The following is a 22,423-nucleotide window of genomic DNA, read 5'->3' on the forward strand; positions in this document are numbered from 1 at the left end:
TTTCAGTGCGCTTGTTCGGCGGCGAGGTTGTCGAGCAGATGCTGGAAGGCTTCGACCGCGAGCTGAATGTCGTCGTTGGTGCTCGATTCGAGCGGGTTGTGGCTGATGCCCGAGTTGATGCCGCGCACGAAGAGCATGGCCTGCGGCATGACCTCGTGCAGCTTCATTGCGTCATGGCCGGCGCCGCTGGGCATGCGGAAGAGCGGAATGCCCAACGCATCGACCGCCTTTTCCCAGCGCTGCTGCCAGTCTGGAGCGCTTGGTGCGGCAGAGGCGCGCATGGTTTCTTCAAGCTCATGGCGCACGCCGCGGCGTTCGCAGATGGCCTGGAGTTGGGCAAGCACGTCGTCGGCCAGTGCATCGCGTTGCGCATTGTTGGGCGCGCGCAGGTCGAGGCTGAACTTGCAGCGCCCCGGCACCACGTTGATCGATCCGCTGGGTACTTCGAGCATGCCCACGGTGCCAACGGAGTCGCCGTCTTTTGCCGCACGCTGCTCCGTGTAGAGAATGAGTTCGGCCACCGCGGCGGCCGCGTCGCGGCGGCGGTCCATGGGCGTGGTGCCGGCGTGGCTGGCCGTGCCGATGATCTCGCCCACGTAGCGCACGCCGCCGTTGATGGCGGTGACGATGCCCAGCGGCAGGTCGAGTTCGGTGAGAACCGGGCCTTGTTCGATGTGCACCTCGACAAAGCCGAGGTAGCGCGCGGGGTCGCGCTGGATCTTCGGGATGTCGGCTTCGTCCAGGCCCGCATGCTTCATGGCTTCGCGCATGGTGATGCCGTCGGCGTCCTTCTGGTCTAGCCAGCGCTGATCGAAGTGGCCGATGAGCGCGCCCGAGCCCAGGAAGGTGGCCTTGTACCGCTGGCCTTCTTCTTCGGAAAAACCCACCACCTCGAAGGCGAAGGGCAGGCGCCTGCCCTGGCGCTTGAGTTCGCGCACGCAGGCCATCGGCACGAAGATGCCCAGGCGCCCGTCGTACTTGCCGCCGTTGCGCACGGTGTCGTAGTGCGAGCCGGTGAGCAGGGTCTTGGCATCGGGCGTTGCACCTTCGTAGCGGCCGACCACGTTGCCGACCGCATCGATGTGGACGGAGTCGAAGCCGCAGTCGCGCATCCAGCTCGAAATTTGCTGCGCGCAGGCCCGGTGCGCGTCGGTCAGGTAGGTCACGGTGAGCTGGCCTTTTTCGGCATAGCCCGGGTCGGTGTGCGCCGAGAGTGCTTCGTGCCAGTCCCACACGTCGTTGCCCAGCGAAACGTCGGCGCCGAACTTGTCGTCCAGGCGGATCTCGGCAATTCGGTGGATATTGCGCAGCGCCTCGCCGAGCTCGAATTCAGGGTGGTTGAACAGCCGGCGCTCGAAGGTGTCGATGATCTCGCGCTTCGAAAGGCCCGTGCCGCGCGGCCCCCGCACCGCAAGAATGAAGGGAAAGCCGAACTTCGCGTTGTAGTCGGCGTTGAGCTTCTGGATCTTCGCGAACTCTTCGGGCGTGCAGTCGGTGAGGCCGGCCTTGCTTTGCTCGTTGGTCGATTCGGCCGTGAGCGTCTTGCTGATCATGGCCTTGCCCGCGAGCTCGGGGTGGGCGCGGATGAGGCCGATCTTTTCGTCAGCCGACGAAGCAGCCAATGCCTGCACCAGCGCATGCTTCAGGTGCGCAAGGGAGCGAAAAGGCCGCGCGGCGAGTGCGCGCTGCGCAATCCAGGGCGAGTGCTCGTAGATGCCGTCGAGAAGGGCCACGGCTTCGGCCGGTACGGCCGCGTTGAGTTGGGCAATGGTGAGGCTCATGGTCAGCTTCCTGAGGCGGCAGATTCGAAGGGGTGCGCCTGCTTCCAGTACCGCGCGATGTCGACGCGCCGGCAGACCCACACGCGGTCGTGCCGGCCGATGTGGTCGAGAAAGCGCTGCAGCGCGGTAATGCGGCCAGGCCGCCCGAGCAGCCGGCAATGCATGCCGATGCTCATCATCTTGGGGCTGTTGTCTCCGGCGGGGTCGCCTTCGGCATAGAGCGCGTCGAAGGTGTCCTTCATGTACTGGAAGAACGGGTCGGCATGCGAGTAGCCCTGCGGCAGCGCAAAGCGCATGTCGTTGCAGTCGAGCGTGTAGGGCACGATGAGCTGGGGCACCACGCTGCCGTCGGTCTTTTGCACCTTCATCCAGAAGGGCAGGTCGTCGCCGTAGTAGTCGCTGTCGTATTCGAAGCCGCCGTAGTCGGCCACAAGGCGGCGGGTGCGCGGGCTGTCGCGGCCGGTGTACCAGCCGAGCGCACGCTCGCCGGTGAGCTTTTCGATGGCCTCCATGCCAAGGCGCATGTGCTCGCGCTCGGTGGCTTCGTCCAGGTTCTGGTAATGAATCCAGCGCCAGCCGTGGCAGGCGATTTCATGGCCCAGTTCCTTGAAGGCGGCGGTGAGTTCGGGGTAGCGCTCCAGCGCCATGCCCACGCCGAACACGGTGAGCGGCAGGCCGCGCTTTTCGAACTCGCGCAGGATGCGCCACACGCCGGCGCGCGAGCCGTACTCGTAGATGCCTTCCATGCTGATGTGCCGGTCAGGAAAGCTGGCCGGGTTGAACATTTCGGAGAGAAATTGTTCCGAGCCCGCGTCGCCGTGCAGCGTGGCGTTTTCGCCGCCCTCTTCATAGTTGAGGACAAACTGCACCGCAATGCGCGCGCCGCCGGGCCATTGGGCATGCGGCGGGTTGCGGCCGTAGCCGACGAGGTCTCGCGGGTAGGGCAGGGTGGTGTCGTAGACGGTCATATCAAGAGCGAACGTGTCAGTGGTCGCGGCTCATTCGGGAAACACCGTGGAACCGGCTTTGCCGGGCCACTGGTGTTGCCCCCTTGAGGGGGAGGCGGCTACACGAAGTGAGCAGCAACGGGGGTGGGTCATGTCAGTGCGAGCGAGATGTCGTTGGTCGGAACCTTGCGGTCGAACGTGAGGTTGGCCTCGACGTGTTCCAGGTGTTCGGTCATGAGGCGCACGGCGCGTTCTTCGTCGCGGGCGGCCAGTGCCTTGACGATGTCGGCGTGCTCGTCGTTGGAGTGCTCGGCCGCGCTCGTGCTTTGGTACATGAGCGTGATGAGCGCGCAGCGGGAAATCAGCTCGCCGAGTATTTGCGCAAGCACCTGGTTGCCCATGAGTTCGGCCATGCGCACATGAAAGTCGCCCAGCAGTTCGGTGCGGCCCGAAATGTCTTCGCCCGAAACGGCGGACTTTTCGAGCGCCACGTGCTCCTTCAGCGCCTTGACCTTCGCGGGCGTGACGGTGCGCACGAACTCGCGCGTCATCTCGGCCTCGAGCATGCGGCGCACCGCGAACACCTGCCGGGCCTCGTCGACCGCCGGTGCCGCCACGAAGGCGCCGCGCGCGGGCTCGAGCCGGATGAGCTTGTTTTGCGACAGCTGGAACAACGCCTGGCGCACCAGCGTGCGAGAAACGCCGAAGTGGTCGGCCAGCTTCTGCTCGGCCAACTTGGTGCCGGGCTGCAGCCGGTGCTCGACGATGGCTTTGGTGAGCGCGTCGACGATCGAACGGGTGGTGGAGGACTCCATGTTTTTCATGATAGACCCAAAGGCGGTAACTGTATACACTTTTGTCCACCGGAATTTCCCGCCCTGACCAGAACCTCACGGTTCCATCATTGAAGGAGCGCCCCATGGGCCTGAGCACCCACGTACTCGACACAATGCACGGCGGCCCCGCCGCCGGCATGGAGGTGGCGCTGTACACCACGCAAGGCGACGATGCGACGCTGGTGAAGCGTTTCACGCTCAATTCAGACGGCCGGAGCGACGGGCCGCTCTACGACAACAACTCGCTCAAGACCGGCACCTACCGGCTGGTGTTCGACGTGGCGGGTTACTTCAAGGCGCGCGGCGTCGAGCTGCCCGAGCCCAATTTCCTGAACAAGGTGTCGCTGGACTTCGGCGTGGCGCACACCGACCAGCACTACCACGTGCCGCTGCTCGTGAGCCCGTGGAGCTACTCCACCTACCGCGGCTCCTGAGGATCAGTCGCCTTGCAGCTGGCCTTCTGTGAGCGTGTCGAGCTGGAAGCGCCCGCTCTTGTCCCACAGCCATGTGTCGGTCCACGTGACCGCACCGAGGCGCGTGGCCGCAGGGAAGGGCGCCGCCTGCAGCACGAAACGCTCGATCTCGGCAATGACCTCGGGCGCATGCTTGGGCGCGCGCAGCCAGTGCAGCGACACCACCTTGCCGCCCGCATCGAGGTTGACCTGCAGCGTGCCGACGGCGTAGAGCATGGGCGGAAGCTGGCCGCTGTAGATGCGCGACCTGTTGGCTTCGTAGATGTGGCGCGCTGCGTCGCGGCGGTAGTCGCGCGCGGTGGCGGCATTCGACGCGCGGGGCACGGCACCCGCCGCACCCCGGTCGGTTTTGGCGTCGCTCAGCTGTCCCGGAACGGTGCCGGTGCTCCCGCAGCCGGCAAGCCACAGAGCGCAAGAAAGAACGGATGCTGCCAAGGCAAGGCGACGGGGCGTAAGCTGACGATTCATCGCCGGGTTTATACCGTGAGTCTCGTGCAACCCCGCAACCGAAGGTATCGGAAATGAACGGCATGGTCGATCAACTGCTGGTGCGGCTTGCACGCGAAGACGCGGTGCTGGTGCGCGTGGAGTCGACGCAGGGATCGGCGCCGCGCGAGGCCGGCACCTGGATGGCGGTGTGGGCCGAAGGGCTCACGGGCACCATCGGCGGCGGTCAGCTCGAGTTCCAGGCCACGCAAGAGGCGCGCGAACTGCTCGCGGGGCGGCGCATCATCGACAACGTCGAGCGCTACCCGCTCGGCCCGAGCCTGGGCCAGTGCTGCGGCGGCGTGGTGTTTCTCTCGTACCGCCGCATCACTGCCGCCGATGCGCCCGCGCTGCAGCGCGACCTGGTCGCGCAGCTCAAGCCCGTGGCGCTGTTCGGCGGCGGCCATGTGGGCGCTGCGCTTGCGCGCCTGCTGGCAAGCCTGCCCTTTACCGTGCGCTGGATCGACAGCCGCGATGGCGTGTTTCCCGACGCACTGCCGGCGCAGATCGACACCGAGCACTCAGAGCCCGTGCAAGACGCCGTGGCCGCACTCGCACCGGGGAGCCGCGTGCTGATCATGAGCTTCAGCCATGCCGAAGACCTGGACATCGTCATCGCGTGCCTCAAGCGCCTGCGCGAACGCGGCGACCTTCCTTACATCGGCCTGATCGGCAGCAAGACCAAGTGGGCCACATTCAGCCACCGGCTCGAGGCGCGGGGCTTCACGCCCCAAGAACTGGCCCGCATTACCTGCCCGATCGGCGTGCCCGGCATCACCGGCAAGGAGCCGGAGGTGATTGCCGTGGCCGTGGCGGCACAGTTGTTGCAATCGCTGGGTTGAACAGGGTTTTCCCCGGCGGCGACGCCTTCAAAAAAGCAACCCGCCACTTGCCAAAACTGTATACACTTTCGGTCCACAACAAGCCGCAGCGGAGCGAGGCCCATTTCATGGAGCCTGCGTTCGCGGCACTTTCTCTGCTTACAGCGCCCGCAGTGGTGAGCAGGCTGAAGAGACCCCTTCGCGGCGCCCCCACGCGCCCTAGGGGTTGAGAGAGAGCACCACACATGGAAAGTTACTACCTCGACTGGGCCAACCTGCTGCTGCGCTGGGTCCACGTCATTACCGCCATTGCCTGGATCGGCGCTTCCTTCTACTTCGTGATGCTGGACAACAGCCTCGAGAAGCCGCAGGACCAGGAATCGCTCGACAAGGGCGTGGGCGGCGAGCAGTGGGCGGTGCACGGCGGCGGCTTCTACAACATGCAGAAGTACGCGCTCGCGCCCAAGAAGCTGCCCGACCACCTGCATTGGTCATACTGGGAGAGCTACAGCACATGGATCACGGGCTTTGCGCTCTTCACCATGTCGTACCTGTGGAACGCCAGCACCTACCTGATCGACAAGAGCAAGATGGACTGGCAGCCCGGCGCGGCCATCAGCGTGGCGCTGGCTTTCTTCGTCGTGTTCTGGATGGTGTACGACGGCATCTGCCAGATCTTCGGGCGCCGCAAGCACGGCGACACCATCGTGGGCGTGCTGATCGCGGTGTTCATTGCCTTTGCCACCTGGCTGGCTTGCCAGTGGTTTGCGGGCCGGGCGGCCTTTTTGCTGGTGGGCGCAATGATGGCCACCACGATGAGCGGCAACGTCTTCTTCTGGATCATTCCGGGCCAGCGCAAGAATGTGCAGGCACTGCGCGAAGGCCGGCCGGTCGATCCGGTGCACGGACAGCGCGGCAAGCAGCGCAGCGTGCACAACACCTACTTCACGCTGCCGGTGCTGTTTGCCATGCTGAGCAACCACTACAGCTTTACCTACACGCACAAGTACAACTGGATCGTGCTGCTGCTCATCATGCTGGGCGGTGCGGCGATCCGGCAGTTCTTCGTGGTGCGGCATCGCTTCAAGCTTGGCAACGCGGGCAACCCGCTGCCCTATGCGCTGATCGGCATCGTGGTGCTGGGTCTCACCATCGTGTGGATGAAGCCCGAACCGGCCGCCGCTCCGGCAGCTTCGGCAGCGGCACCCGCCGTGGCGTTCAAGGACGTGCAGAAGGTGCTCGAACAGCGCTGCTTCATGTGCCACGGCGCGGCCACGCAAATGAAGAACGTGCGCGTCGACACGCCCGACCAGGTGGCCGCGCATGCCCAGGCCATCTACCAGCAGGTGGTCGTCACCAAGATCATGCCCATGAACAACGCAACAGGCATCACGGACGAAGAGCGCGCCTTGATCGGCCGCTGGTTCCAGGCCGGCGCAAAGACCAACTAGACGCACACACACATAGACCGCGGTCAAGAGAGCGGGGGCGCCTTTCGCCGCACAATCGCCGGATGGAGACAACGCAAGCCATGACCGCATCGATTCCGTCATTCGGGCCCGCGCCTGATCCGCGCGAAGCACCGCGCGCCTTCCTCGAACATCTGTACCGCGTGGCGGTTGACCGCGCATTGCCGCTGTCCACACTGGGCGCCCATTTGCCCAAGCCGCCCAAGGGCCGCACGGTGGTGCTCGGCGCCGGCAAGGCGGGCGGCTCGATGGTGCAGGCGCTCGAAGCGCTGTGGCCGGCCGACGCGCCCCTGTCCGGCCTGGTCGTTACGCGCTACGACCACATTCCGCCGCGGCCCGAAGGCGTGCCGCAGCGCATCGAACTTGTCGAGGCTGCGCATCCCGTGCCCGACGCGGCCGGGCAGCAGGCGGCCGAACGCATCCTCGCGCTCACGCAAGGCCTCACGGCCGACGACCTGGTGCTGTGCCTCATTTCGGGTGGCGGCTCGTCACTGCTGGTGCTGCCGGCAGAAGGGCTCACACTCGAAGACAAGCAGCGCATCAACAAGCAATTGCTCGACAGCGGCGCGCACATCGGCGAGATGAACTGCGTGCGCAAGCACCTGTCGCGCATCAAGGGCGGCCGGCTTGCCGCGGCTTGCGCGCCGGCGCGCGTGGTCACGCTCACCATCAGCGACGTTCCGGGCGACGATGCGGCCGTCATTGCGAGCGGCCCCACCGTGCCAGACGCCACCACTTGCGCCGATGCGCTGGCCATCCTCGACCGCTACGGCATCGAGGTGCCGGCGCCAGTTCGCGCTCAACTCGAGAGCAGCAAGCTTGAAACTCCGAAACCCGGCGACGCAGTGTTCAAGGGCCATGAGGTCCACATGATCGCCACGCCGCAGCAATCGCTCGAAGCCGCGGCCAAGGCAGCACGCGAGGCTGGCATCGAGGCGCACATCCTCAGCGACGAAATCGAAGGCGAATCGCGCGAGGTGGGCAAGGTGCACGCGGCGCTGGCACGTGCCGTGGCAAACCGCGGCCAACCCTTTGCACGGCCGTGCGTCATTCTTTCGGGCGGCGAAACCACGGTCACGATCCGCCCGCGACAGCCCGGGCAGGCCAAGGGCAGGGGCGGGCGCGCCGGCGAGCTTTGCATGGGCCTGGCCGGCGCGCTCATGGGGCAGCCGCAGGTGTGGGCATTGGCCGCGGACACCGACGGCATCGACGGCGTGGAAGACAACGCCGGCGCCTTCGTTGCGCCCGACACGCTGGCGCGCGCCACCGCCGCCGGCCGCAAGCTGTCGGACCATCTGGACCGAAACGACGCGTACGGCTACTTCGACGCCATCGGGGATTTGTTCGTGACCGGGCCCACGAACACCAACGTCAATGACTTTCGGGCGCTGCTGATCCTGTAGAGGCGAAAAGGGCCGGTTTCCCGGCGCCTGCGAGCTTCGCGAAGTCGGGTTAATCTATGCACCCGGCGGCAAATTGCCGCCTGTCGCAAGCGCACCTTACGGGTGCCGCGCAGCGCACCCCAGATTTTTTCCCCTTTTCACCCTCATCCAGTCCCCGAAGGAAAAGTTTGCCATGACCGCCACCTACACCGACACCCGCCTGCTGATCGACAACGAATGGGTCGACGCCGCCGGCGGCAAGACGCTGGACGTCGTGAACCCGGCCACCGGCAAGGCCATCGGCAAGGTGGCGCACGCCAGCATTGCCGACCTCGACCGTGCCCTGGCTGCTGCCCAGCGCGGCTTCGAAAAATGGCGCAACACGCCCGCCAACGAGCGCGCCGCCGTCATGCGCCGCGCCGCAGGCCTGATTCGCGAGCGCGCCCCTGAAATCGCCAAGCTGCTCACGCAGGAACAAGGCAAGCCGCTGGCCGAAGCCAAGGGCGAAACGCTGGCTGCCGCCGACATCATCGAATGGTTTGCCGACGAAGGCCGCCGCGTCTACGGCCGCATCGTGCCCTCGCGCAACCTGGCTGCGCAGCAATTGGTGATCAAGGAGCCGCTCGGCCCGGTCGCCGCCTTCACGCCGTGGAACTTTCCCATCAACCAGATCGTGCGCAAGCTCGGCGCCGCATTGGCAACCGGCTGCTCGTTCCTGGTGAAGGCGCCCGAAGAAACCCCCGCATCGCCCGCCGCGCTGCTGCAGGCTTTCGTCGATGCCGGCATTCCGCCCGGCACTGTGGGCCTGGTGTTCGGCAACCCGGCTGAAATTTCGAACTACCTGATCTCTCACCCGATCATCCGCAAGGTCACCTTCACGGGCTCCACGCCGGTCGGCAAGCAGCTGGCAGCACTGGCCGGTGCACACATGAAGCGCGTGACCATGGAGCTGGGCGGCCACGCACCGGTCATCGTGGCCGAAGACGCCGACGTGGCCCTGGCCGTCAAGGCCGCAGGCGCCGCCAAGTTCCGCAATGCGGGCCAGGTCTGCATTTCGCCCACCCGCTTCCTGGTGCACAACAGCCTGCGCGAAGAATTCGCCCGCACGCTGGTCAAGTACACCGAAGGCCTGAAGCTCGGCGACGGCCTCGCTGAAGGCACGACCATCGGCCCGCTTGCCAACGCACGCCGCCTGACGGCCATGGCCCATGTGCTGGACGACGCGCGCAAGAAGGGCGCAACCATTGCGGCCGGCGGCGAACGCGTCGGCGACACGGGCAATTTCTTTGCGCCCACGGTGCTGACCGACGTGCCGCTCGATGCCGACGTGTTCAACAACGAGCCCTTCGGCCCCATCGCCGCAATCCGCGGCTTCGACACGCTGGAAGAAGCCATCACCGAAGCCAATCGCCTGCCGTTCGGCCTGGCAGGCTATGCCTTCACCAAGTCGATCAAGAACGCGCACCTCTTGAGTCAGCGGCTCGAACTCGGCATGCTGTGGATCAACCAGCCTGCCGCACCCTCGCCGGAAATGCCGTTCGGCGGCGTGAAGGATTCGGGCTACGGCTCCGAAGGCGGCCCCGAGGCGCTCGAGGCTTACCTGAACACCAAGGCTGTTTCGATCATGAGCATCTGAGCGGTTCGTTCAGATCGCTCTAGTTCTTTTGAAAAGGCGGCATCGCTTCGGCGGTGCCGCTTTTTTTATGTGGTTGTTTCAGTTCAGGGCGGCGCACCCGCCGACGGGGTACCTTTCTCCGCGAATGTCCCCCGGCCTGCGGCCTCCTCCTTTATTTCGCTGCGCAAGGCACCCCGCCGGCGGGAGCGTTGCACAGAGCGGTGGTTGATCAGCGGTGCACCAGCCTGAACCACAGCGCCCCGAACAGCAGCCCCCAGAACAAGGGCCGAAAACAAATCACTGCCACCCATAGCGCCGCGCATACCAGCCCTTTACCGTCTGCGTCAGCGTCGCATACCCGGCCAGCATCGCCGCCAGCCACGGAAAGTAAGCCAGCGGAAGCGCCTGCAGCCTTAAATAGTGCGCAAACCGTCCCATTGGCACCCAGATGCCCACTGCGGCAATGACGCCGCCCATTGCCAGCAGCGGCCAGGCGGCGCGGCTTTGCAGGAATGGGATCTTCCGCGTGCGAATCAAGTGCACGATCAGCGTTTGTGACAGCAGGCCTTCGACAAACCAGCCTGACTGGAACAACGTTTGGTGTGCAACCGTGTTTGCCGAAAACACGAACCACATCACCGCGTAAGTAAGGATGTCGAACACCGAACTCAGTGGCCCGAAGAACACCATGAACCGGCCCAGGTCGGCCGGGTTCCAGCTTTGCGGCTTGCGCAGAAATTCTGGATCGACGTTGTCGAACGGAATCGCGATCTGCGAAACGTCGTACAGCAGGTTCTGCACCAGCAGATGCAAGGGGAGCATCGGCAGAAAGGGCAGGAACGCGCTTGCCACCAGCACCGAGAACACGTTGCCGAAGTTCGAGCTTGCCGTGAGCTTGATGTACTTGAGCATGTTGGCGAACGTTCGGCGGCCCTCGACCACCCCTTGCTCCAGCACCATCAGGCTCTTCTCCAGCAGGATGATGTCCGCCGACTCCTTGGCTACGTCCACCGCGCCGTCCACCGAAATGCCGATGTCCGCCGCACGCAGCGCAGGCGCATCGTTGATGCCGTCGCCCATGAAGCCGACCACGTGTCCGTTGGCATGCAGCGCATGCACGATGCGCTCCTTGTGCGCAGGCGTGAGCTTGGCAAACACCTGGTGCTGCTCGACCAGCGTCCGCAAACCCGCGTCGTCCAGCGCCTCGATCTCGCGGCCGAGCACCACGTGACCGGCTTCGACGCCCACGTCGCCGCAAACCTTGCGCGCAACCAGTTCGTTGTCGCCCGTGAGCACCTTCACCGCCACGCCATGCTCGGCCAATGCTCGCAGCGCGGGCGCGGTCGATTCCTTTGGCGGATCCAGGAAAGCCACGTAACCCAGTAGCGTGAGCCCTGATTCATCGGCCACGCCGTAGGCAGGTTTGCGCGCTTCGGCTTTCAATGCACGGCTGGCAACGGCCACTACACGCAGCCCCTGTGCATTCAGCTCAGACGCCACGCGGTGGATGCTCGCCAGCAAATCACCGTCGAGCGCAAGCACTTCTGCGCCGCGCTCCACTGCGGTGCACACCGAAAGAATTTCTTCCAGCGCGCCCTTGCAGATCAGCAGGTGCTCGCTGCCGCCGTTCTCCACCACCACCGACATGCGGCGGCGCGAAAAGTCGAACGGCACTTCGTCGATCTTGCGCCAGGCCGTCTGCAGGCGTGTTTCGGGCTGCATCTCGGCGTGGTTCAGCACGGCCTTGTCGAGCAGGTTCTTGAGCCCCGTCTGGTGAAAACTGTTCAGGTAGGCCATCTGCAGCACGTGGTTCGACGCCTCGCCCCACGCATTGGTGTGGCGCTCCAGCACGATGCGGTCCTGCGTCAGCGTGCCGGTCTTGTCGGTGCACAGCACGTCCATTGCGCCAAAGTTGTGAATGGCTTCGAGCCGCTTCACGATCACCTTCTGGCGCGACATCACCACCGCGCCTTTGGCAAGCGTGGCGGTCACGATCATCGGCAGCATCTCGGGCGTGAGGCCGACGGCAATCGACATTGCGAAGAGTGCCGCCTCCCACCAGTCGCCCTTGGTTACGCCGTTGATCACCAGCACCAGCGGCGCCATCACCAGCATGAAGCGGATCAGCACCCAACTCACGCGGTTGATGCCGGCCTGGAACGCGCTCGTGCCCTGGTCGGCCGCGGCCACACGCTGTGCGAGCGCACCAAAGAAGGTGCGGCTGCCGGTATGCACGATCAGCGCGGTCGCAGTGCCGCTGATCACGCTGGTTCCCATGAAGAGAAGGTTCTCGCGTTCGAGCACGCCGGCCTCGCGGCCGCCCCGGTCGACAGGAAATTTTTCGACCGGCATGGCTTCACCCGTCAGGGCGGACTGGCTGATGAACAGGTCCTTGGCGCCCAGCAGGCGGCAGTCTGCGGGAATCATGTCGCCGGCCGAGAGCGCAATGACGTCGCCCGGTACAAGGTCGCGCATCGGCACTTCAACGCGCAGCGCGCTTTCGGAGCCGGACGCTGGCCGAAGCACGGTGGCGGTGTTGCTCACCATCGCCTTCAGCCGCTCGGCCGCCTTGTTGGAGCGCGACTCCTGCAAGAAGCGGAGCACCGTAGACAGCCCCACCATGCTGCCGATCACGAGGGCCGCCTTCATGTCCTCGGTCACGTAAGACACGAGCGCCAACACCGTGAGCAGCAGGTTGAACGGATTGCGGTAGCACTGCCACAGGTGCGTCCACCACGGCAACGGTTGCTCGTGGCGCACCTCGTTGCTGCCAAGGCGCTTGCGCAGGGCCTGTGCCTGGTCTTCGCCCAGGCCCTGTGGCGAGGTGCCGAGTGTGACGATCAGCATGCTTGCATCGGCACGCGATGCGGCGGCCAGCGCGTTCGCAACGTCCGGCGGCATGGCGGCGGAGGCTACGCCGGCGGGCTTCGAGCCCAGCATGGTCTGCCAGCGCTCGAAGTGATGCAGCATGCGGCGGCTGCGCAGGAAGCTCTCGAACACGGACTTCAGGACGTTCTTCATTTTTTTTCCTTCGCGGCGCCGGCCGCGAAGGGAAGAACCTCCCGCGTCACTCAGGCGTGGGAATCCCCTTGCGGCGCAGTGCGCTGCAAATTGTTGTTATCGATCGGTCGGAACATGGGCGGCGCGCAGGGGCGCCAATGAGAAGCGGGGTCGTCCATGGAAGGCCTCCTTTTTTTGTGCGTGCCGAGCTGTGCGGTGCCGCGCTTCAGCGTTGCGTGGTGCGGGAGGGTTGCTCCAGCAGCAAGAAGAAGCTGCGGATGCGCCGCGTGGTCCAGAGCGCGGCGGCCCGGTCCAGCGTTTCGTTGTCCACGTCCTGCCTTGTGGTCGCCGAGCGCGCAGGCACGTGCGCCGACGGGCGAACGCTTTCGTGCACCGGTTGTTGTTGCTGCTGTTGTTGCAGCTGCTGACGAGATTCGAATTGACGCATGGCAAGGCTCCTTCGCGTTGAAGGGCCTCGCGCACGGACGCACGCAAGCTGACTGAAAAAGTCAGTGACGGGGAACGGCGGGATTCGGAAGGGGAGAACCGCTGGCCTGATTGGCGAACGGGTCACGCTGCGTGCACGGCGGCCGCAGCGCAAGAGAGCCTGCGCTAGAGGGCCGGATGTGTCACGCCTGCCGAGGCACGCGTCTTGTCACTGATCCAACTGGCACTGTCCACGCACGAGGCTCCGAAGTGAAGATCTTGCGATTGTTGCACTGCGTCATGAGGCGCGTCAACCCTCGGCGGCATATTCCACGCTGCCAGTGCGGTGGCCTTGAACGTGCAGGGAGGGGGGTGCGAAACTCAGTCCGGCGTGCACTGGAACAGGACGCCGGACTCCGCGGGCGCCCTGCCAAGCCACTTGGGGGTTGCGTTCCGTGCACTGCAATAGTCGGTAGCCTGCACGTAGGTAAGAGCGCGCAACGCGCCGTCGCGGAACGGCACCACCTGGTTCGGGGGCGAGGAGCAGCCGGTGACAACAAGCAAGGCGAGCGGAAAAAGAAGGTGCCGGTTCATCAGGCCATTCTAAGTAAGAGCGAGTGAGTGCGAGTGAGTGCGAGTAAGGGCGATAAGGGCGATAAGGGCGATAAGGGCGATAAGGGCGATAAGGGCGATAAGGGCGAGTGCGCGCGGACGGTTTGCCGCAAGCGGCGCAGCCCTCTTATTCGCACAGCGAGCGGATCTCCGGCGGAATTGGCACCGCGCGGATCCCGCCGCCCTCGCGCCTGGCTGCGAAGATGCGCACTTCCTCGCACTCGAGAATGAGCTCGTCGCCGCGCGCCACGCGGTACGTCTGCACAAAGCTCTTGTCGCGCCACTCGGCAATGCGCACCGCAATCTGCAGCGTGTCGCCGTAGCTCGCGGCCTTAACGAAGCGCGTGTGCGTGTCGACCAGCGGCGTGCCGATCACGCCGAGCGTCTTCGTCGTTTCTTCCCAGCGCGGTACGCCGCATTCCGCAAAGAAGTGGCGCGACGCCGCATCGATCCAGCGGAAGAAATTGGGAAACCAGACGATGCCGGCCGGATCGCAGTCGCCGAACTCGACGCGCGCGGTGTAGATGATTTCTTTGCTGCTGCTCATCTGTTCATTGTCGCGGTGCTCAGTCGGCAACGATCTTGCGGTCGCGGATCAGCGCGCCGAAGCGCTGCGAATCGGCCGCGGCACGTTGCTGGAATTCGGCCGGCGTGCCCGGCAACGCCTCGCCCCCGAGCGCGGCAATGCGCTCTTTCACGGCCGGCAGCGCAAGTGCCCGGTTGATTTGCGTGTTGAGCTGAGCCACCACGTCAGGCGGCGTGCCCGCCGGCGCATAAAAGCCGAACACCGTGTCGGCATCGAAGCCGCGCAATCCGGCCTCGTCCAGCGTGGGCACGTCCGGGAACTGCGACGCGCGGTGCGGGCTGCCCACTGCCAGCAGCCGGAGCTTGCCGGCGCGCACCTGCTGCAGGCCAATGCCGGGGTCGAAGGTGTAGTCGATCTGGCCTGCGAGCAGGTCTTGCAGCGCCGGGGCCGCGCCTCTGTAGGGCACATGCAGCGCGAAGACGCCGGCCTGGCTCTTGAACATTTCGCCCGCCAGGTGCGGCGAACTGCCGCTGCCCGGCGAACCGTACGAGAGCTTGCCCGGGTTGGCCTTGAGGTACGAAATGAACTCGCGCACATTGGTGGGCGGCAGTGAAGGCTTGACCACCAGAAAGACCAGCACGCGCGCGGCCGCGGCCACCGGCACCAGGTCCTTCGCGGGGTCGAAACTCATGCGCGAATAGAGGTGCGGGTTGACCGACACCATTCCGCCCGAACTCATGAGCAGCGTGTAGCCATCGGCCGGCGCGCGCGCCACCGATTCACCGCCCACGTTGCCGTTGGCACCGGCGCGGTTCTCGATGACCACGGGTTGCTTGAGCGATTCCTGCAGCGGCTGCGAAATTGCGCGGGCAATCTGGTCCGCTGCGCCGCCTGGCGGAAAGTTGACGACCACCTTGATCGGCTTGGTGGGCCATGCGCCGGGCTGTGCCTGTGCATGCGTGCAGGCCAGCAGCGCGCAGGCAGCGGTGAAAAGAAGGCGGCGGCGCCAGTGGAGGGCGGAATGAGGCATGGTGTCGTGTCTCCTTGGTTGTTATGGAATTGGGAAGATCGGGGAAGTCAGGCGGTGGTGGAAGGCGGCCGCTTCATCCAGCGGATGGGCTGCGCCTGAACCGGCCGCGGTGCGGCGCCATGGCGCACCAGTGCGGCGTCGAGCGCTTTGCCGCCTTCGTCGGCCAGGGCCGCTTCGCGTGCCGCCGCAACTGCCTCGGCACGCTTCGTTGCGGGCAAGGCGGTGCGGCCAGCGAGTTCGTCGATCACGTGCAGCAGGTTGTGCTTGCCGCGCTCGTTGGTGCTGCCGTAGCCCTTTATCAGCCGCCCACATAGCGCAAGCTCGCGCCCGAGCGTCCAGGCTTCGCGCGTGCCGCTTTCCACGGCTGCCAACCAGCGTTCGATCAACGCCTGCTCCTCGCTAAAGCGTTGCCCACGCCGACGCAGCCATTTGAGCGAAGACAAGAGGCGCAGCGACGCCATGCCGAGCACCGAGTGGCTGCCCACCTTGAGCGGCAGCGCCCACGGCTCGCGTCCGCGCGCCTGGCGTCCCCGGTCCCACGCCGTCACGCGGCGCGAAAGGCCCGCCGGCAGCAATGCGGCGAACTCGGGCGCGCCGGGCTTGAAGTGGTCGTAGACCTTCACGATGTCTTCATCGGCGGCGCGCACTTCTTGCCGCACGCGCTGCGCACGGCTCGCACGGCCCTTGAGCGCAGCCACGCGAACGATGTCGTCGAAGGCCATCCAAAGCGCGAGCCAGCGCGCGGCCTCGCGGGTGATGGCAAAGCCCTGCGCGCCCGCGGGGTCGGCGGCGCGCTCGGCGTCGAGCACCTTGGCCAGCCGCGTGGCGTAGAGCTCGGCATAGGCGGCGTCCTGGTAGTCGAGCACGCGCGCGTGGCCGAGCGTGAGCATGTCGTGCACCGCCGGCGGAAAACGCCGCGCCATGTCGTCGGGCAGGGCGCGCGCAGGTGGCGGTGCATCGGCTGTGTCACCGGCCATTACGCTGCTGACAAACGCGGCCTGTGCGCGTGGCGCGCTCACCGCATCGAATGCGGCGGCAAAGCCGCGCAAGCTCGCGGCGGCCATCCTGTTCAGCTTTTCAGGCGCGCTGGTGTCGCCGCCTCGCACCACGTGCTCATAAGCTTCGCGCTGAAACGGGAACAGGCCGCTCCCCGCAATGGCGCCGAGCATTACGGCGCTAACTACCGTGCCGGCCTCGCGTGCCACGGCGTTCATGTCGAACACATGGTGCTCGCGGCTGAAGGCCTTGACCACGTCGAGCAGGTGCTGTGCGTCGGCGCGGCCATCACCGGGCTGCATGCGTTCAGCCGTGGTGAAGATGCGTGCCGAGGAACTGATGACCAGCGTGCGCAGCGGCGCGCTCATGCCGTTGCCGATCTGGCGCGCGGTCTCGAGCAGCTCCGACGACACGATGGCGTCCAGCGCGCCCGGTACCGGGCTCAGGCTGAACACCGGGCGCCTGCCGGCAAGCTGCGCGAGCGGCACCGGAAACACTTCGATGTAGTAGGTTGTGGCGCCGGTGCGCTGCGCCACGCCGGGTATCGACGTGCTCTGCGCGGCATAGCCGGCGTGGCGGGCAATGTCTACCAGCCATTCGGTGAGCACGCCGCCACCTTCGCCGCCCAGGGCGCAGACAAGAAGGGTGATGGGCCGGTTCTGTTCCATGGCGTACCTCATGCGGGTTGCAGTGCACGCACCACCGCACCGCGCAGGCCGTGCAAGAGGCGTTCATGCCATTTCGGGTTTTGCACCACCTCGGCGCGGTAGAAGCTCGGGCACAGCGTGGCCGCATGCGCGTTTTCGCCGCACAGGCCGCAGCCCACGCAGCCATCGATCACGGTAGCCACCGGGTCGACCTTGAGCGGATCGGGGTTGTCCTTGAGCGTGAGCGTGGGGCAACCTGAAAGCCGGATGCAGGCGTGATCGCCGTTGCACACGTCTTCGTCCACGCCGTATTTCACGCGCACCACGCGCTCGCCTTTTTTCAGCAGGCTTGCAAGCCACGGCTTGATGCGGCGCTGCCGTTCCAGCTGGCACTCGCCCTCGGCAATCACCACCTTCAGGCCGTCGAAGTCGCTGGTGAGCGCCTCGGTCAGCGTCTTGCGCATGCGATCGACGTCGTAGGTGGTTACGGTGCGCATCCACTTCACGCCCAGGCCCGTCAGCGTGGCTTCGATGGTCTGGTTCTTGTCGACCAGGCTTTGCTGCTTGTCGACCGCGCGCTCCTTCATTTCGTCATCGGGCGTTGAAATGATGTCCTGCGTGCCGGTGGCCGAGGTGTAGCCGTTCTTGAAGATGAGCAGCACCGCGTCGTCGCCGTTGAAGAGCGCGCTCTGCACGCCTGTGAGCAGGCCGTTGTGCCAGAACCCGCCATCGCCCATGATCGACAGCGTTCGGCGATTCATCATCGGCGCCACGCCAGCGCGGCTTGCCAGGCTCATGCCGTAGCCAAGAATCGAATGCCCCATCGAGAACGGTTCGAAAGTGCCGAAGGCATGGCAGCCGATGTCCGCCGCAATGTGCACCGGCCCGGTGTCCTGCTGCGCAAGCTTCAGGGCCGAGAACACCGGCCGCTCGGGGCAGCCGACGCAAAAGCTCGGCGGCCTTGCAGGCAGCGGCGCCGAGAGCTGGCGCGCCACCGCCTCGCGGCGCTCGCGGTTGCCGGCCAGCCATGCGCTGGCAGACGAGAGCGCTTCGCCCGGCTCGATGTACTTTGCGGCGAACACGCCGATTCCGCCCGCAAGCACTTCCACCCCGTATTCGCCCGCCGAAGGCAGCATGTCCTTGCCGTGCAGCGGTGTCTGGATGTCGCGCCGGCGCAGCAGCGTGGCCATGTCCTGCTCGATGTATTCGGGCTGGCCTTCTTCGACCACCAGCACCGCGCGTTTGCCCACGCAAAAGTCGGCCACCTGCTCGGGCACCAGCGGGTAGGTCACGTTGAGCACCAGGATTGGTATTTCCGTCTCGCCGAACGCATCGGCCAGCCCCTGTTGCTGCAGGCTTCGAATCAACGCGTTGTAGAGCCCGCCCTGCACCACGATGCCAAGGTCGGCATGGCGGCCACCCGGAACCAGCTCGTTGAGCCCATGCTCCACGATGTAGCGCCGCGCCGCCGGAATGCGCTCGTCGCCCTTGAGCTTTTCGTGGCGAAAGGTGACGGGCGGATGCGCAAGGCGCATGTAGTCGAAACCCGCGGGCTCGGTCATCAACGCGCGGGTCGACACCGCGGGCGCAATGTTGTCCTTGCACTCGAAGCTGCCGCGCACATGGCAGGTGCGGATGCGCAGCTCCATGAGGCAGGGCATGTTCGACGCCTCCGACAACCGGAAGCCGTGCTCGACCATGCGCACCATCTGCCCGAGGTCAGGCCGCGGATCGAGCAGGCACATGCTCGACTTGAGCGCGTAGGCATGCGTGCGCTCCTGGATCACGCTTGCGCCCTCGCCGTAGTCTTCGCCAACCACAATGAGCACGCCGCCGGTCACACCGGGCGATGAAAGATTGGAGAGCGCGTCGGCCGCCACGTTGGTCCCGACGATGGACTTCCATGTGACGGCGCCGCGCAGCGGGTAGTGGATGGAAGCGCCGAGCATCGCGGCCGCGGAGGCCTCGTTGGAGCAGGCCTCGACGTGCACGCCCAGTTCGTCCATGTACGTCTTGGCCTGCACCATCACGTCGAGCAGGTGCGAGACCGGCGCGCCTTGGTAGCCGCCGACGTAGGCCACGCCGGATTGCAGCAGGCCCTTGGTTATTGCGAGGATGCCCTCGCCGTGGAACGTGTCGCCGGCGCCCAGGCGCAGCGATTGCACTTCCTTGCTGAATGAAACTTCCAAGCGATTCGGCTCCGTAGGGGTTGATGTGGGTTGGATGTTTGAGGGGCAAGGGGCACGCATTTCCCCGCGCCGCGCTTTGTTGCCGGCGTTGCGTTGCTGTGCCGGCTGCTACTTGATGGGCGGTTTGGCGGCGGAGCCGGGAAAGCGCGCCACGTAGTAGGCAAGGGTGTCCAGGTCTTCCGGCGGAATGCCGCTCACGGCCTCGGTCATCGCCTGCGTGTAGCCGGGCCGCTTGCCGGTGCGAAACCCGTGCAGCGTCATCTGCAGGTAGTCTTCGCGCTGCTGCGCGATGCGTGGCACCTGCTGCCCGCCGCTCAGGTCGGCGCCATGGCAGATCACGCAGCGATGCGTTTGCGCCAGCGCCTGGCCGCGCGCCATGCGGGCGGCATCGGGCAGCGCCGCTGGCGGCGGTGCGGGCACCGCCGGAAGCGTGGCGATGAACTCCGAGAAGCCGCGCAAGTCTTCGTCCTTCATGGTCTTGGCCACTGCCGACATCGCAGGGTTGTCGCGCCGGCCTTCGCGAAACAGAAACAGCTGCGTGATGGCATAGAAAGAATGCTGGCCCGCAAGTGCCGGTGTTCCCGCCATGTCGCTGCGCCCGTTCGCTCCGTGGCACGAGGCGCACACCGCCGCATAGCGTTGCGCATAGGTGCCCTGCGCGGCCTGCGCACCCTGCGCGCTGGCCGGTGGCGCGGTCGAAGCGACAAGCGTCATGGCCATGGCCGCAACTGCCCGCGCGGCAATTGCAAAAGCAAACCCCTTGCTCATCGGCCGCCGTAGCTGATGCGGTAGATCGCGCCCGCGTGGTCGTCGCTTACGAGCATGGAGCCGTCCTTCAGCACCAGAAAGTCCACCGGCCGGCCGAGGTAGTTGTTGTTCTCGACGAAGCCCGTCATGAAAGGCTCGACCTTGGCGCCGCCTTTGCCGTCGGGCCAGGCCACTGCAATGTCGGCGTACTTGACCGTGCGGTTCCACGGGCCGTGGCGTGCAATGAACATTGCGCCGCGGTACTTGGTCGGGAACATCTTTCCGTTATAGAACGCGAGGCCCAGGCCGGCGGCGTGCGGGCCGAGCAGCGCGGCGGGCTTGGTGAACTCGCCGCAGTTCTTGCCCCAGCCGAATTCGGGGTCGGCAATGTTGCCCTGGTGGCAATACGGGTAGCCGAAGTGCTGGTTGGGTGCGGTCACCACGTTCAGTTCGTCGTTCGGCAGGTCTTCGCTGAGCCAGTCACGGCCGTTGTCGGTAAACCAGAGGTTGCCCGTCTTCGGGTCGAAGTCGAAGCCCACGGTATTGCGCACGCCGCGTGCCACGGTCTCTATGCCGCTGCCGTCCAGGTTCATCCGAAAGATGCGTGCATGCGCATCGTCCGGGTCGCAGATGTTGCAGGGCGCGCCCACCGCGTAATACAGCTTGTTGTCACGCACGCGCAGGTAGCGCCAGCTGTGGTCTTGCCCACCGGGAAGCTTGTCGTTGAGCACGGCCGGCGTGCCCGGGTTGTCCAGCTTGTCTTCGATGCCGTCGTAGCGAACGATCTGCTTGTGGGTGGCAAGGTAGAGCGCGCCCTTGTGATATTCGATGCCGGTGGCGAACTCGGTCTTGTCGACGATGGTCCTGGGCTTGCGGTCGCCCTTCTCGGCAATGGCATACACCTTGTTGCCCACGAACAGCGTGCTCACGAACACCGTGCCCTTGTCGCCCTGGCGGAGCGACCGCGCGTCGAGCACGCCCGAGGCCCAGGTCTCCACCTTGAAGCCCGGCGGCAGCTTGAACTTGGCGGTGGGCAACTGGTCGACCGCGGTCGGAATGGGGAACGACGGAACCGGCGCCATGCGCGTGGCCGCCTCGGTCTTGGGCCGCCCCTTGGCCCAGCCCGGCTCTTCGGCCGGAGGCTGCTGGGCCCACGCGGCAGTGGTGGCAACGCAAAGCAGGGCGGCAATTGCCGCACGCGGACGCAGTCTGGCCATGTCTTGTCTCCTTCTCGTGGGTGGGCTCTTCTTGCTCGCCGAATGTTCCGGTCGGTCGGTCGGCAACGGCGGCCAGTGTGCGAGCCCTGCGCCAGGTCTTCAATAAAATAATCGAGCTAAGTAATATGCACACCATGCATATACAAACGATAGACCTCAACCTGCTGCGCTTGTTCGATGCGGTCTATCGCGCACGAAGCGTGAGCCGCGCCGCCGAAGAGCTGGGCCTGACGCAGCCCGCTGCCAGCCACGGCCTGGGCCGCCTGCGCCTGCTGCTGAAAGACGCGCTTTTTACGCGCGCGCCCGGCGGCGTTGCGCCCACGCCGCGCGCCGACCGGCTGGCAGTTGCGGTGCAGGCCGCGCTCAACACGCTGGAAGAAGCGCTGCAGGAGCCCGGCCGCTTCGAGCCGCAGGCCTCGCGCAAGACCTTTCGCATTCACATGAGCGACATTGGCGAAGGCCGCTTCCTGCCTGCGCTCATGGCGCGCCTGGGCGAGCTGGCACCCGGCGTGCGCGTGGAAACGTTGCCGCTGGCTCCCACCGAAATAGCGCCTGCGCTCGACAGCGGCCGCATCGACTTTGCCTTCGGCTTCTTGCCCAAGGTGCGCGACACGCAGCGCAAGCATCTGCTGAAAGACCGCTACATCGTGCTGCTGCGCAAGGGCCATCCGTTCGCGCGGGGGCGGCGAAACAGCCAGGCGCTCATCGAGGCGCTGCAAACGCTCGAATACGTGGCGGTGCGCACCCATGCGGAAACGCTGCGCATCCTGCAACTGCTCAACCTGGAAGAGCGGGTGCGGCTGACCACCGAGCACTTCATGGTGCTGCCCGCCATCGTGCGCGCCACCGACCTTGCCGTGGTGATGCCGCGCAACATTGCACGCGGTTTTGCGCAAGAAGGCGGCTACGCCATCGTGGAGCCGGCCTTTCCGCTTCGCGACTTCACGGTTTCGCTGCACTGGAGCAAGCGCTTCGAGGCCGATCCGGCCAACCGGTGGCTGCGGCAGGTGATTGCAGATCTGTTTTCGGACGGCGCCTGACGCAAAAAGGCGGCGGCCGCGCAGGAATGGCCCGGTATGGCCTGGGAATTGCTCGCCGCCTCAAGGGTTTCCCCGTAGCTTGCATACCGCCCCCCACATACGCAATATGGGCGCTGCGGTATGTGCCCGGCGGCGCAAGCCGCTAACGTCAACGCCTGGCCGAAACGAGCCGCCCCACGAGCA

19 protein-coding genes are annotated in these 22,423 nt (G+C 65.7%); 6 read left to right on the top strand and 13 right to left on the bottom strand.

What is annotated here, in order from left to right:
• Positions 1 to 2 precede the first annotated feature (2 nt).
• From uraD to J2X67_RS25480, 3 genes are all read right to left on the bottom strand, one after another.
• Positions 3 to 1,781 carry a 2-oxo-4-hydroxy-4-carboxy-5-ureidoimidazoline decarboxylase gene (gene uraD / locus J2X67_RS25470; RefSeq protein ID WP_309957645.1) on the bottom strand — a complete coding sequence of 593 codons (1,779 nt, stop codon included), beginning with the start codon at positions 1,779 to 1,781 and terminating at the stop codon, positions 3 to 5.
• 2 nt (positions 1,782 to 1,783) lie between these two features.
• Positions 1,784 to 2,749, bottom strand: coding sequence for an allantoinase PuuE (gene puuE, locus J2X67_RS25475; RefSeq protein WP_309957646.1), 966 nt, complete (start codon positions 2,747 to 2,749; stop codon positions 1,784 to 1,786).
• 128 nt (positions 2,750 to 2,877) lie between these two features.
• The gene (locus J2X67_RS25480; protein ID WP_309957647.1) at positions 2,878 to 3,552 is read right to left on the bottom strand and encodes a GntR family transcriptional regulator; all 675 of its coding nucleotides are present in this window, start codon (positions 3,550 to 3,552) and stop codon (positions 2,878 to 2,880) included.
• A 95-nt stretch (positions 3,553 to 3,647) separates the two neighbouring features.
• Here J2X67_RS25480 and uraH point away from each other — a divergent pair, with 95 nt between their 5' ends.
• The gene (gene uraH, locus J2X67_RS25485; RefSeq protein ID WP_309957648.1) at positions 3,648 to 3,998 is read left to right on the top strand and encodes a hydroxyisourate hydrolase; all 351 of its coding nucleotides are present in this window, start codon (positions 3,648 to 3,650) and stop codon (positions 3,996 to 3,998) included.
• Positions 3,999 to 4,001: 3 nt separating this feature from the next.
• On the opposite strand, the gene J2X67_RS25490 is transcribed toward uraH, so the two are convergent.
• Positions 4,002 to 4,505, bottom strand: coding sequence for a hypothetical protein (locus tag J2X67_RS25490; protein WP_309957649.1), 504 nt, complete (start codon positions 4,503 to 4,505; stop codon positions 4,002 to 4,004).
• A 53-nt stretch (positions 4,506 to 4,558) separates the two neighbouring features.
• Here J2X67_RS25490 and xdhC point away from each other — a divergent pair, with 53 nt between their 5' ends.
• From xdhC to J2X67_RS25510, 4 genes are all read left to right on the top strand, one after another.
• Positions 4,559 to 5,365, top strand: coding sequence for a xanthine dehydrogenase accessory protein XdhC (gene xdhC, locus J2X67_RS25495; RefSeq protein ID WP_309957650.1), 807 nt, complete (start codon positions 4,559 to 4,561; stop codon positions 5,363 to 5,365).
• Between the two features lie 224 nt (positions 5,366 to 5,589).
• Positions 5,590 to 6,795, top strand: coding sequence for a urate hydroxylase PuuD (locus J2X67_RS25500; protein ID WP_309957651.1), 1,206 nt, complete (start codon positions 5,590 to 5,592; stop codon positions 6,793 to 6,795).
• Positions 6,796 to 6,875: 80 nt separating this feature from the next.
• Positions 6,876 to 8,216: a glycerate kinase gene (locus J2X67_RS25505; protein WP_309957709.1), complete on the top strand. Its 1,341-nt coding sequence runs from the start codon at positions 6,876 to 6,878 to the stop codon at positions 8,214 to 8,216.
• A gap of 172 nt (positions 8,217 to 8,388) precedes the next feature.
• Positions 8,389 to 9,831 carry an NAD-dependent succinate-semialdehyde dehydrogenase gene (locus tag J2X67_RS25510; protein WP_309957652.1) on the top strand — a complete coding sequence of 481 codons (1,443 nt, stop codon included), beginning with the start codon at positions 8,389 to 8,391 and terminating at the stop codon, positions 9,829 to 9,831.
• 276 nt (positions 9,832 to 10,107) lie between these two features.
• Here the strand turns inward: J2X67_RS25510 and mgtA are convergent, their stop codons facing one another.
• The 9 genes from mgtA to J2X67_RS25555 all read right to left on the bottom strand — a co-directional run bounded on the left by mgtA (position 10,108) and on the right by J2X67_RS25555 (position 21,200).
• On the bottom strand, positions 10,108 to 12,831 hold the full coding sequence (gene mgtA / locus J2X67_RS25515; RefSeq protein WP_309957653.1) for a magnesium-translocating P-type ATPase: 2,724 nt from the start codon (positions 12,829 to 12,831) through the stop codon (positions 10,108 to 10,110).
• A 205-nt stretch (positions 12,832 to 13,036) separates the two neighbouring features.
• Entirely contained in the window at positions 13,037 to 13,258 is a 222-nt protein-coding gene (locus tag J2X67_RS25520; protein ID WP_309957654.1) for a hypothetical protein, read from the bottom strand.
• Between the two features lie 359 nt (positions 13,259 to 13,617).
• Entirely contained in the window at positions 13,618 to 13,830 is a 213-nt protein-coding gene (locus J2X67_RS25525) for a hypothetical protein (RefSeq protein WP_309957655.1), read from the bottom strand.
• A 145-nt stretch (positions 13,831 to 13,975) separates the two neighbouring features.
• Positions 13,976 to 14,395 (bottom strand): acyl-CoA thioesterase, encoded by a 420-nt coding sequence (locus J2X67_RS25530; protein WP_309957656.1) that lies wholly within the window; start codon positions 14,393 to 14,395, stop codon positions 13,976 to 13,978.
• A gap of 19 nt (positions 14,396 to 14,414) precedes the next feature.
• Positions 14,415 to 15,404, bottom strand: coding sequence for a tripartite tricarboxylate transporter substrate binding protein (locus tag J2X67_RS25535; RefSeq protein ID WP_309957657.1), 990 nt, complete (start codon positions 15,402 to 15,404; stop codon positions 14,415 to 14,417).
• 47 nt (positions 15,405 to 15,451) lie between these two features.
• Positions 15,452 to 17,068 (bottom strand): indolepyruvate oxidoreductase subunit beta family protein, encoded by a 1,617-nt coding sequence (locus J2X67_RS25540; RefSeq protein WP_309957658.1) that lies wholly within the window; start codon positions 17,066 to 17,068, stop codon positions 15,452 to 15,454.
• Positions 17,069 to 17,076: 8 nt separating this feature from the next.
• Positions 17,077 to 19,236, bottom strand: coding sequence for an indolepyruvate ferredoxin oxidoreductase subunit alpha (locus tag J2X67_RS25545; RefSeq protein WP_309957659.1), 2,160 nt, complete (start codon positions 19,234 to 19,236; stop codon positions 17,077 to 17,079).
• Positions 19,237 to 19,344: 108 nt separating this feature from the next.
• Positions 19,345 to 20,004 carry a c-type cytochrome gene (locus J2X67_RS25550; protein ID WP_309957660.1) on the bottom strand — a complete coding sequence of 220 codons (660 nt, stop codon included), beginning with the start codon at positions 20,002 to 20,004 and terminating at the stop codon, positions 19,345 to 19,347.
• Positions 20,001 to 21,200 carry a PQQ-dependent sugar dehydrogenase gene (locus tag J2X67_RS25555; RefSeq protein ID WP_309957661.1) on the bottom strand — a complete coding sequence of 400 codons (1,200 nt, stop codon included), beginning with the start codon at positions 21,198 to 21,200 and terminating at the stop codon, positions 20,001 to 20,003. The genes J2X67_RS25550 and J2X67_RS25555 overlap by 4 nt, the downstream gene beginning before the upstream one ends.
• Before the next feature lie 134 nt (positions 21,201 to 21,334).
• Here J2X67_RS25555 and J2X67_RS25560 point away from each other — a divergent pair, with 134 nt between their 5' ends.
• On the top strand, positions 21,335 to 22,240 hold the full coding sequence (locus J2X67_RS25560) for a LysR family transcriptional regulator (protein WP_409050547.1): 906 nt from the start codon (positions 21,335 to 21,337) through the stop codon (positions 22,238 to 22,240).
• Positions 22,241 to 22,423 lie beyond the last annotated feature (183 nt).

The sequence above is a fragment of the Variovorax sp. 3319 genome, assembly GCF_031456585.1.
GTDB lineage: Bacteria > Pseudomonadota > Gammaproteobacteria > Burkholderiales > Burkholderiaceae_C > Variovorax > Variovorax paradoxus_P.

Excerpts from the sequence above, each read along its gene's own strand:
- uraD (WP_309957645.1), bottom strand. The coding sequence starts at position 1,781 with ATGAGCCTCACCATTGCCCAACTCAACGCGGCCGTACCGGCCGAAGCC.
- puuE (WP_309957646.1), bottom strand. The coding sequence starts at position 2,749 with ATGACCGTCTACGACACCACCCTGCCCTACCCGCGAGACCTCGTCGGC.
- J2X67_RS25480 (WP_309957647.1), bottom strand. The coding sequence starts at position 3,552 with ATGAAAAACATGGAGTCCTCCACCACCCGTTCGATCGTCGACGCGCTC.
- uraH (WP_309957648.1), top strand. The coding sequence starts at position 3,648 with ATGGGCCTGAGCACCCACGTACTCGACACAATGCACGGCGGCCCCGCC.
- J2X67_RS25490 (WP_309957649.1), bottom strand. The coding sequence starts at position 4,505 with ATGAATCGTCAGCTTACGCCCCGTCGCCTTGCCTTGGCAGCATCCGTT.
- xdhC (WP_309957650.1), top strand. The coding sequence starts at position 4,559 with ATGAACGGCATGGTCGATCAACTGCTGGTGCGGCTTGCACGCGAAGAC.
- J2X67_RS25500 (WP_309957651.1), top strand. The coding sequence starts at position 5,590 with ATGGAAAGTTACTACCTCGACTGGGCCAACCTGCTGCTGCGCTGGGTC.
- J2X67_RS25505 (WP_309957709.1), top strand. The coding sequence starts at position 6,876 with ATGACCGCATCGATTCCGTCATTCGGGCCCGCGCCTGATCCGCGCGAA.
- J2X67_RS25510 (WP_309957652.1), top strand. The coding sequence starts at position 8,389 with ATGACCGCCACCTACACCGACACCCGCCTGCTGATCGACAACGAATGG.
- mgtA (WP_309957653.1), bottom strand. The coding sequence starts at position 12,831 with ATGAAGAACGTCCTGAAGTCCGTGTTCGAGAGCTTCCTGCGCAGCCGC.
- J2X67_RS25520 (WP_309957654.1), bottom strand. The coding sequence starts at position 13,258 with ATGCGTCAATTCGAATCTCGTCAGCAGCTGCAACAACAGCAGCAACAA.
- J2X67_RS25525 (WP_309957655.1), bottom strand. The coding sequence starts at position 13,830 with ATGAACCGGCACCTTCTTTTTCCGCTCGCCTTGCTTGTTGTCACCGGC.
- J2X67_RS25530 (WP_309957656.1), bottom strand. The coding sequence starts at position 14,395 with ATGAGCAGCAGCAAAGAAATCATCTACACCGCGCGCGTCGAGTTCGGC.
- J2X67_RS25535 (WP_309957657.1), bottom strand. The coding sequence starts at position 15,404 with ATGCCTCATTCCGCCCTCCACTGGCGCCGCCGCCTTCTTTTCACCGCT.
- J2X67_RS25540 (WP_309957658.1), bottom strand. The coding sequence starts at position 17,068 with ATGGAACAGAACCGGCCCATCACCCTTCTTGTCTGCGCCCTGGGCGGC.
- J2X67_RS25550 (WP_309957660.1), bottom strand. The coding sequence starts at position 20,004 with ATGAGCAAGGGGTTTGCTTTTGCAATTGCCGCGCGGGCAGTTGCGGCC.
- J2X67_RS25555 (WP_309957661.1), bottom strand. The coding sequence starts at position 21,200 with ATGGCCAGACTGCGTCCGCGTGCGGCAATTGCCGCCCTGCTTTGCGTT.
- J2X67_RS25560 (WP_409050547.1), top strand. The coding sequence starts at position 21,335 with ATGCATATACAAACGATAGACCTCAACCTGCTGCGCTTGTTCGATGCG.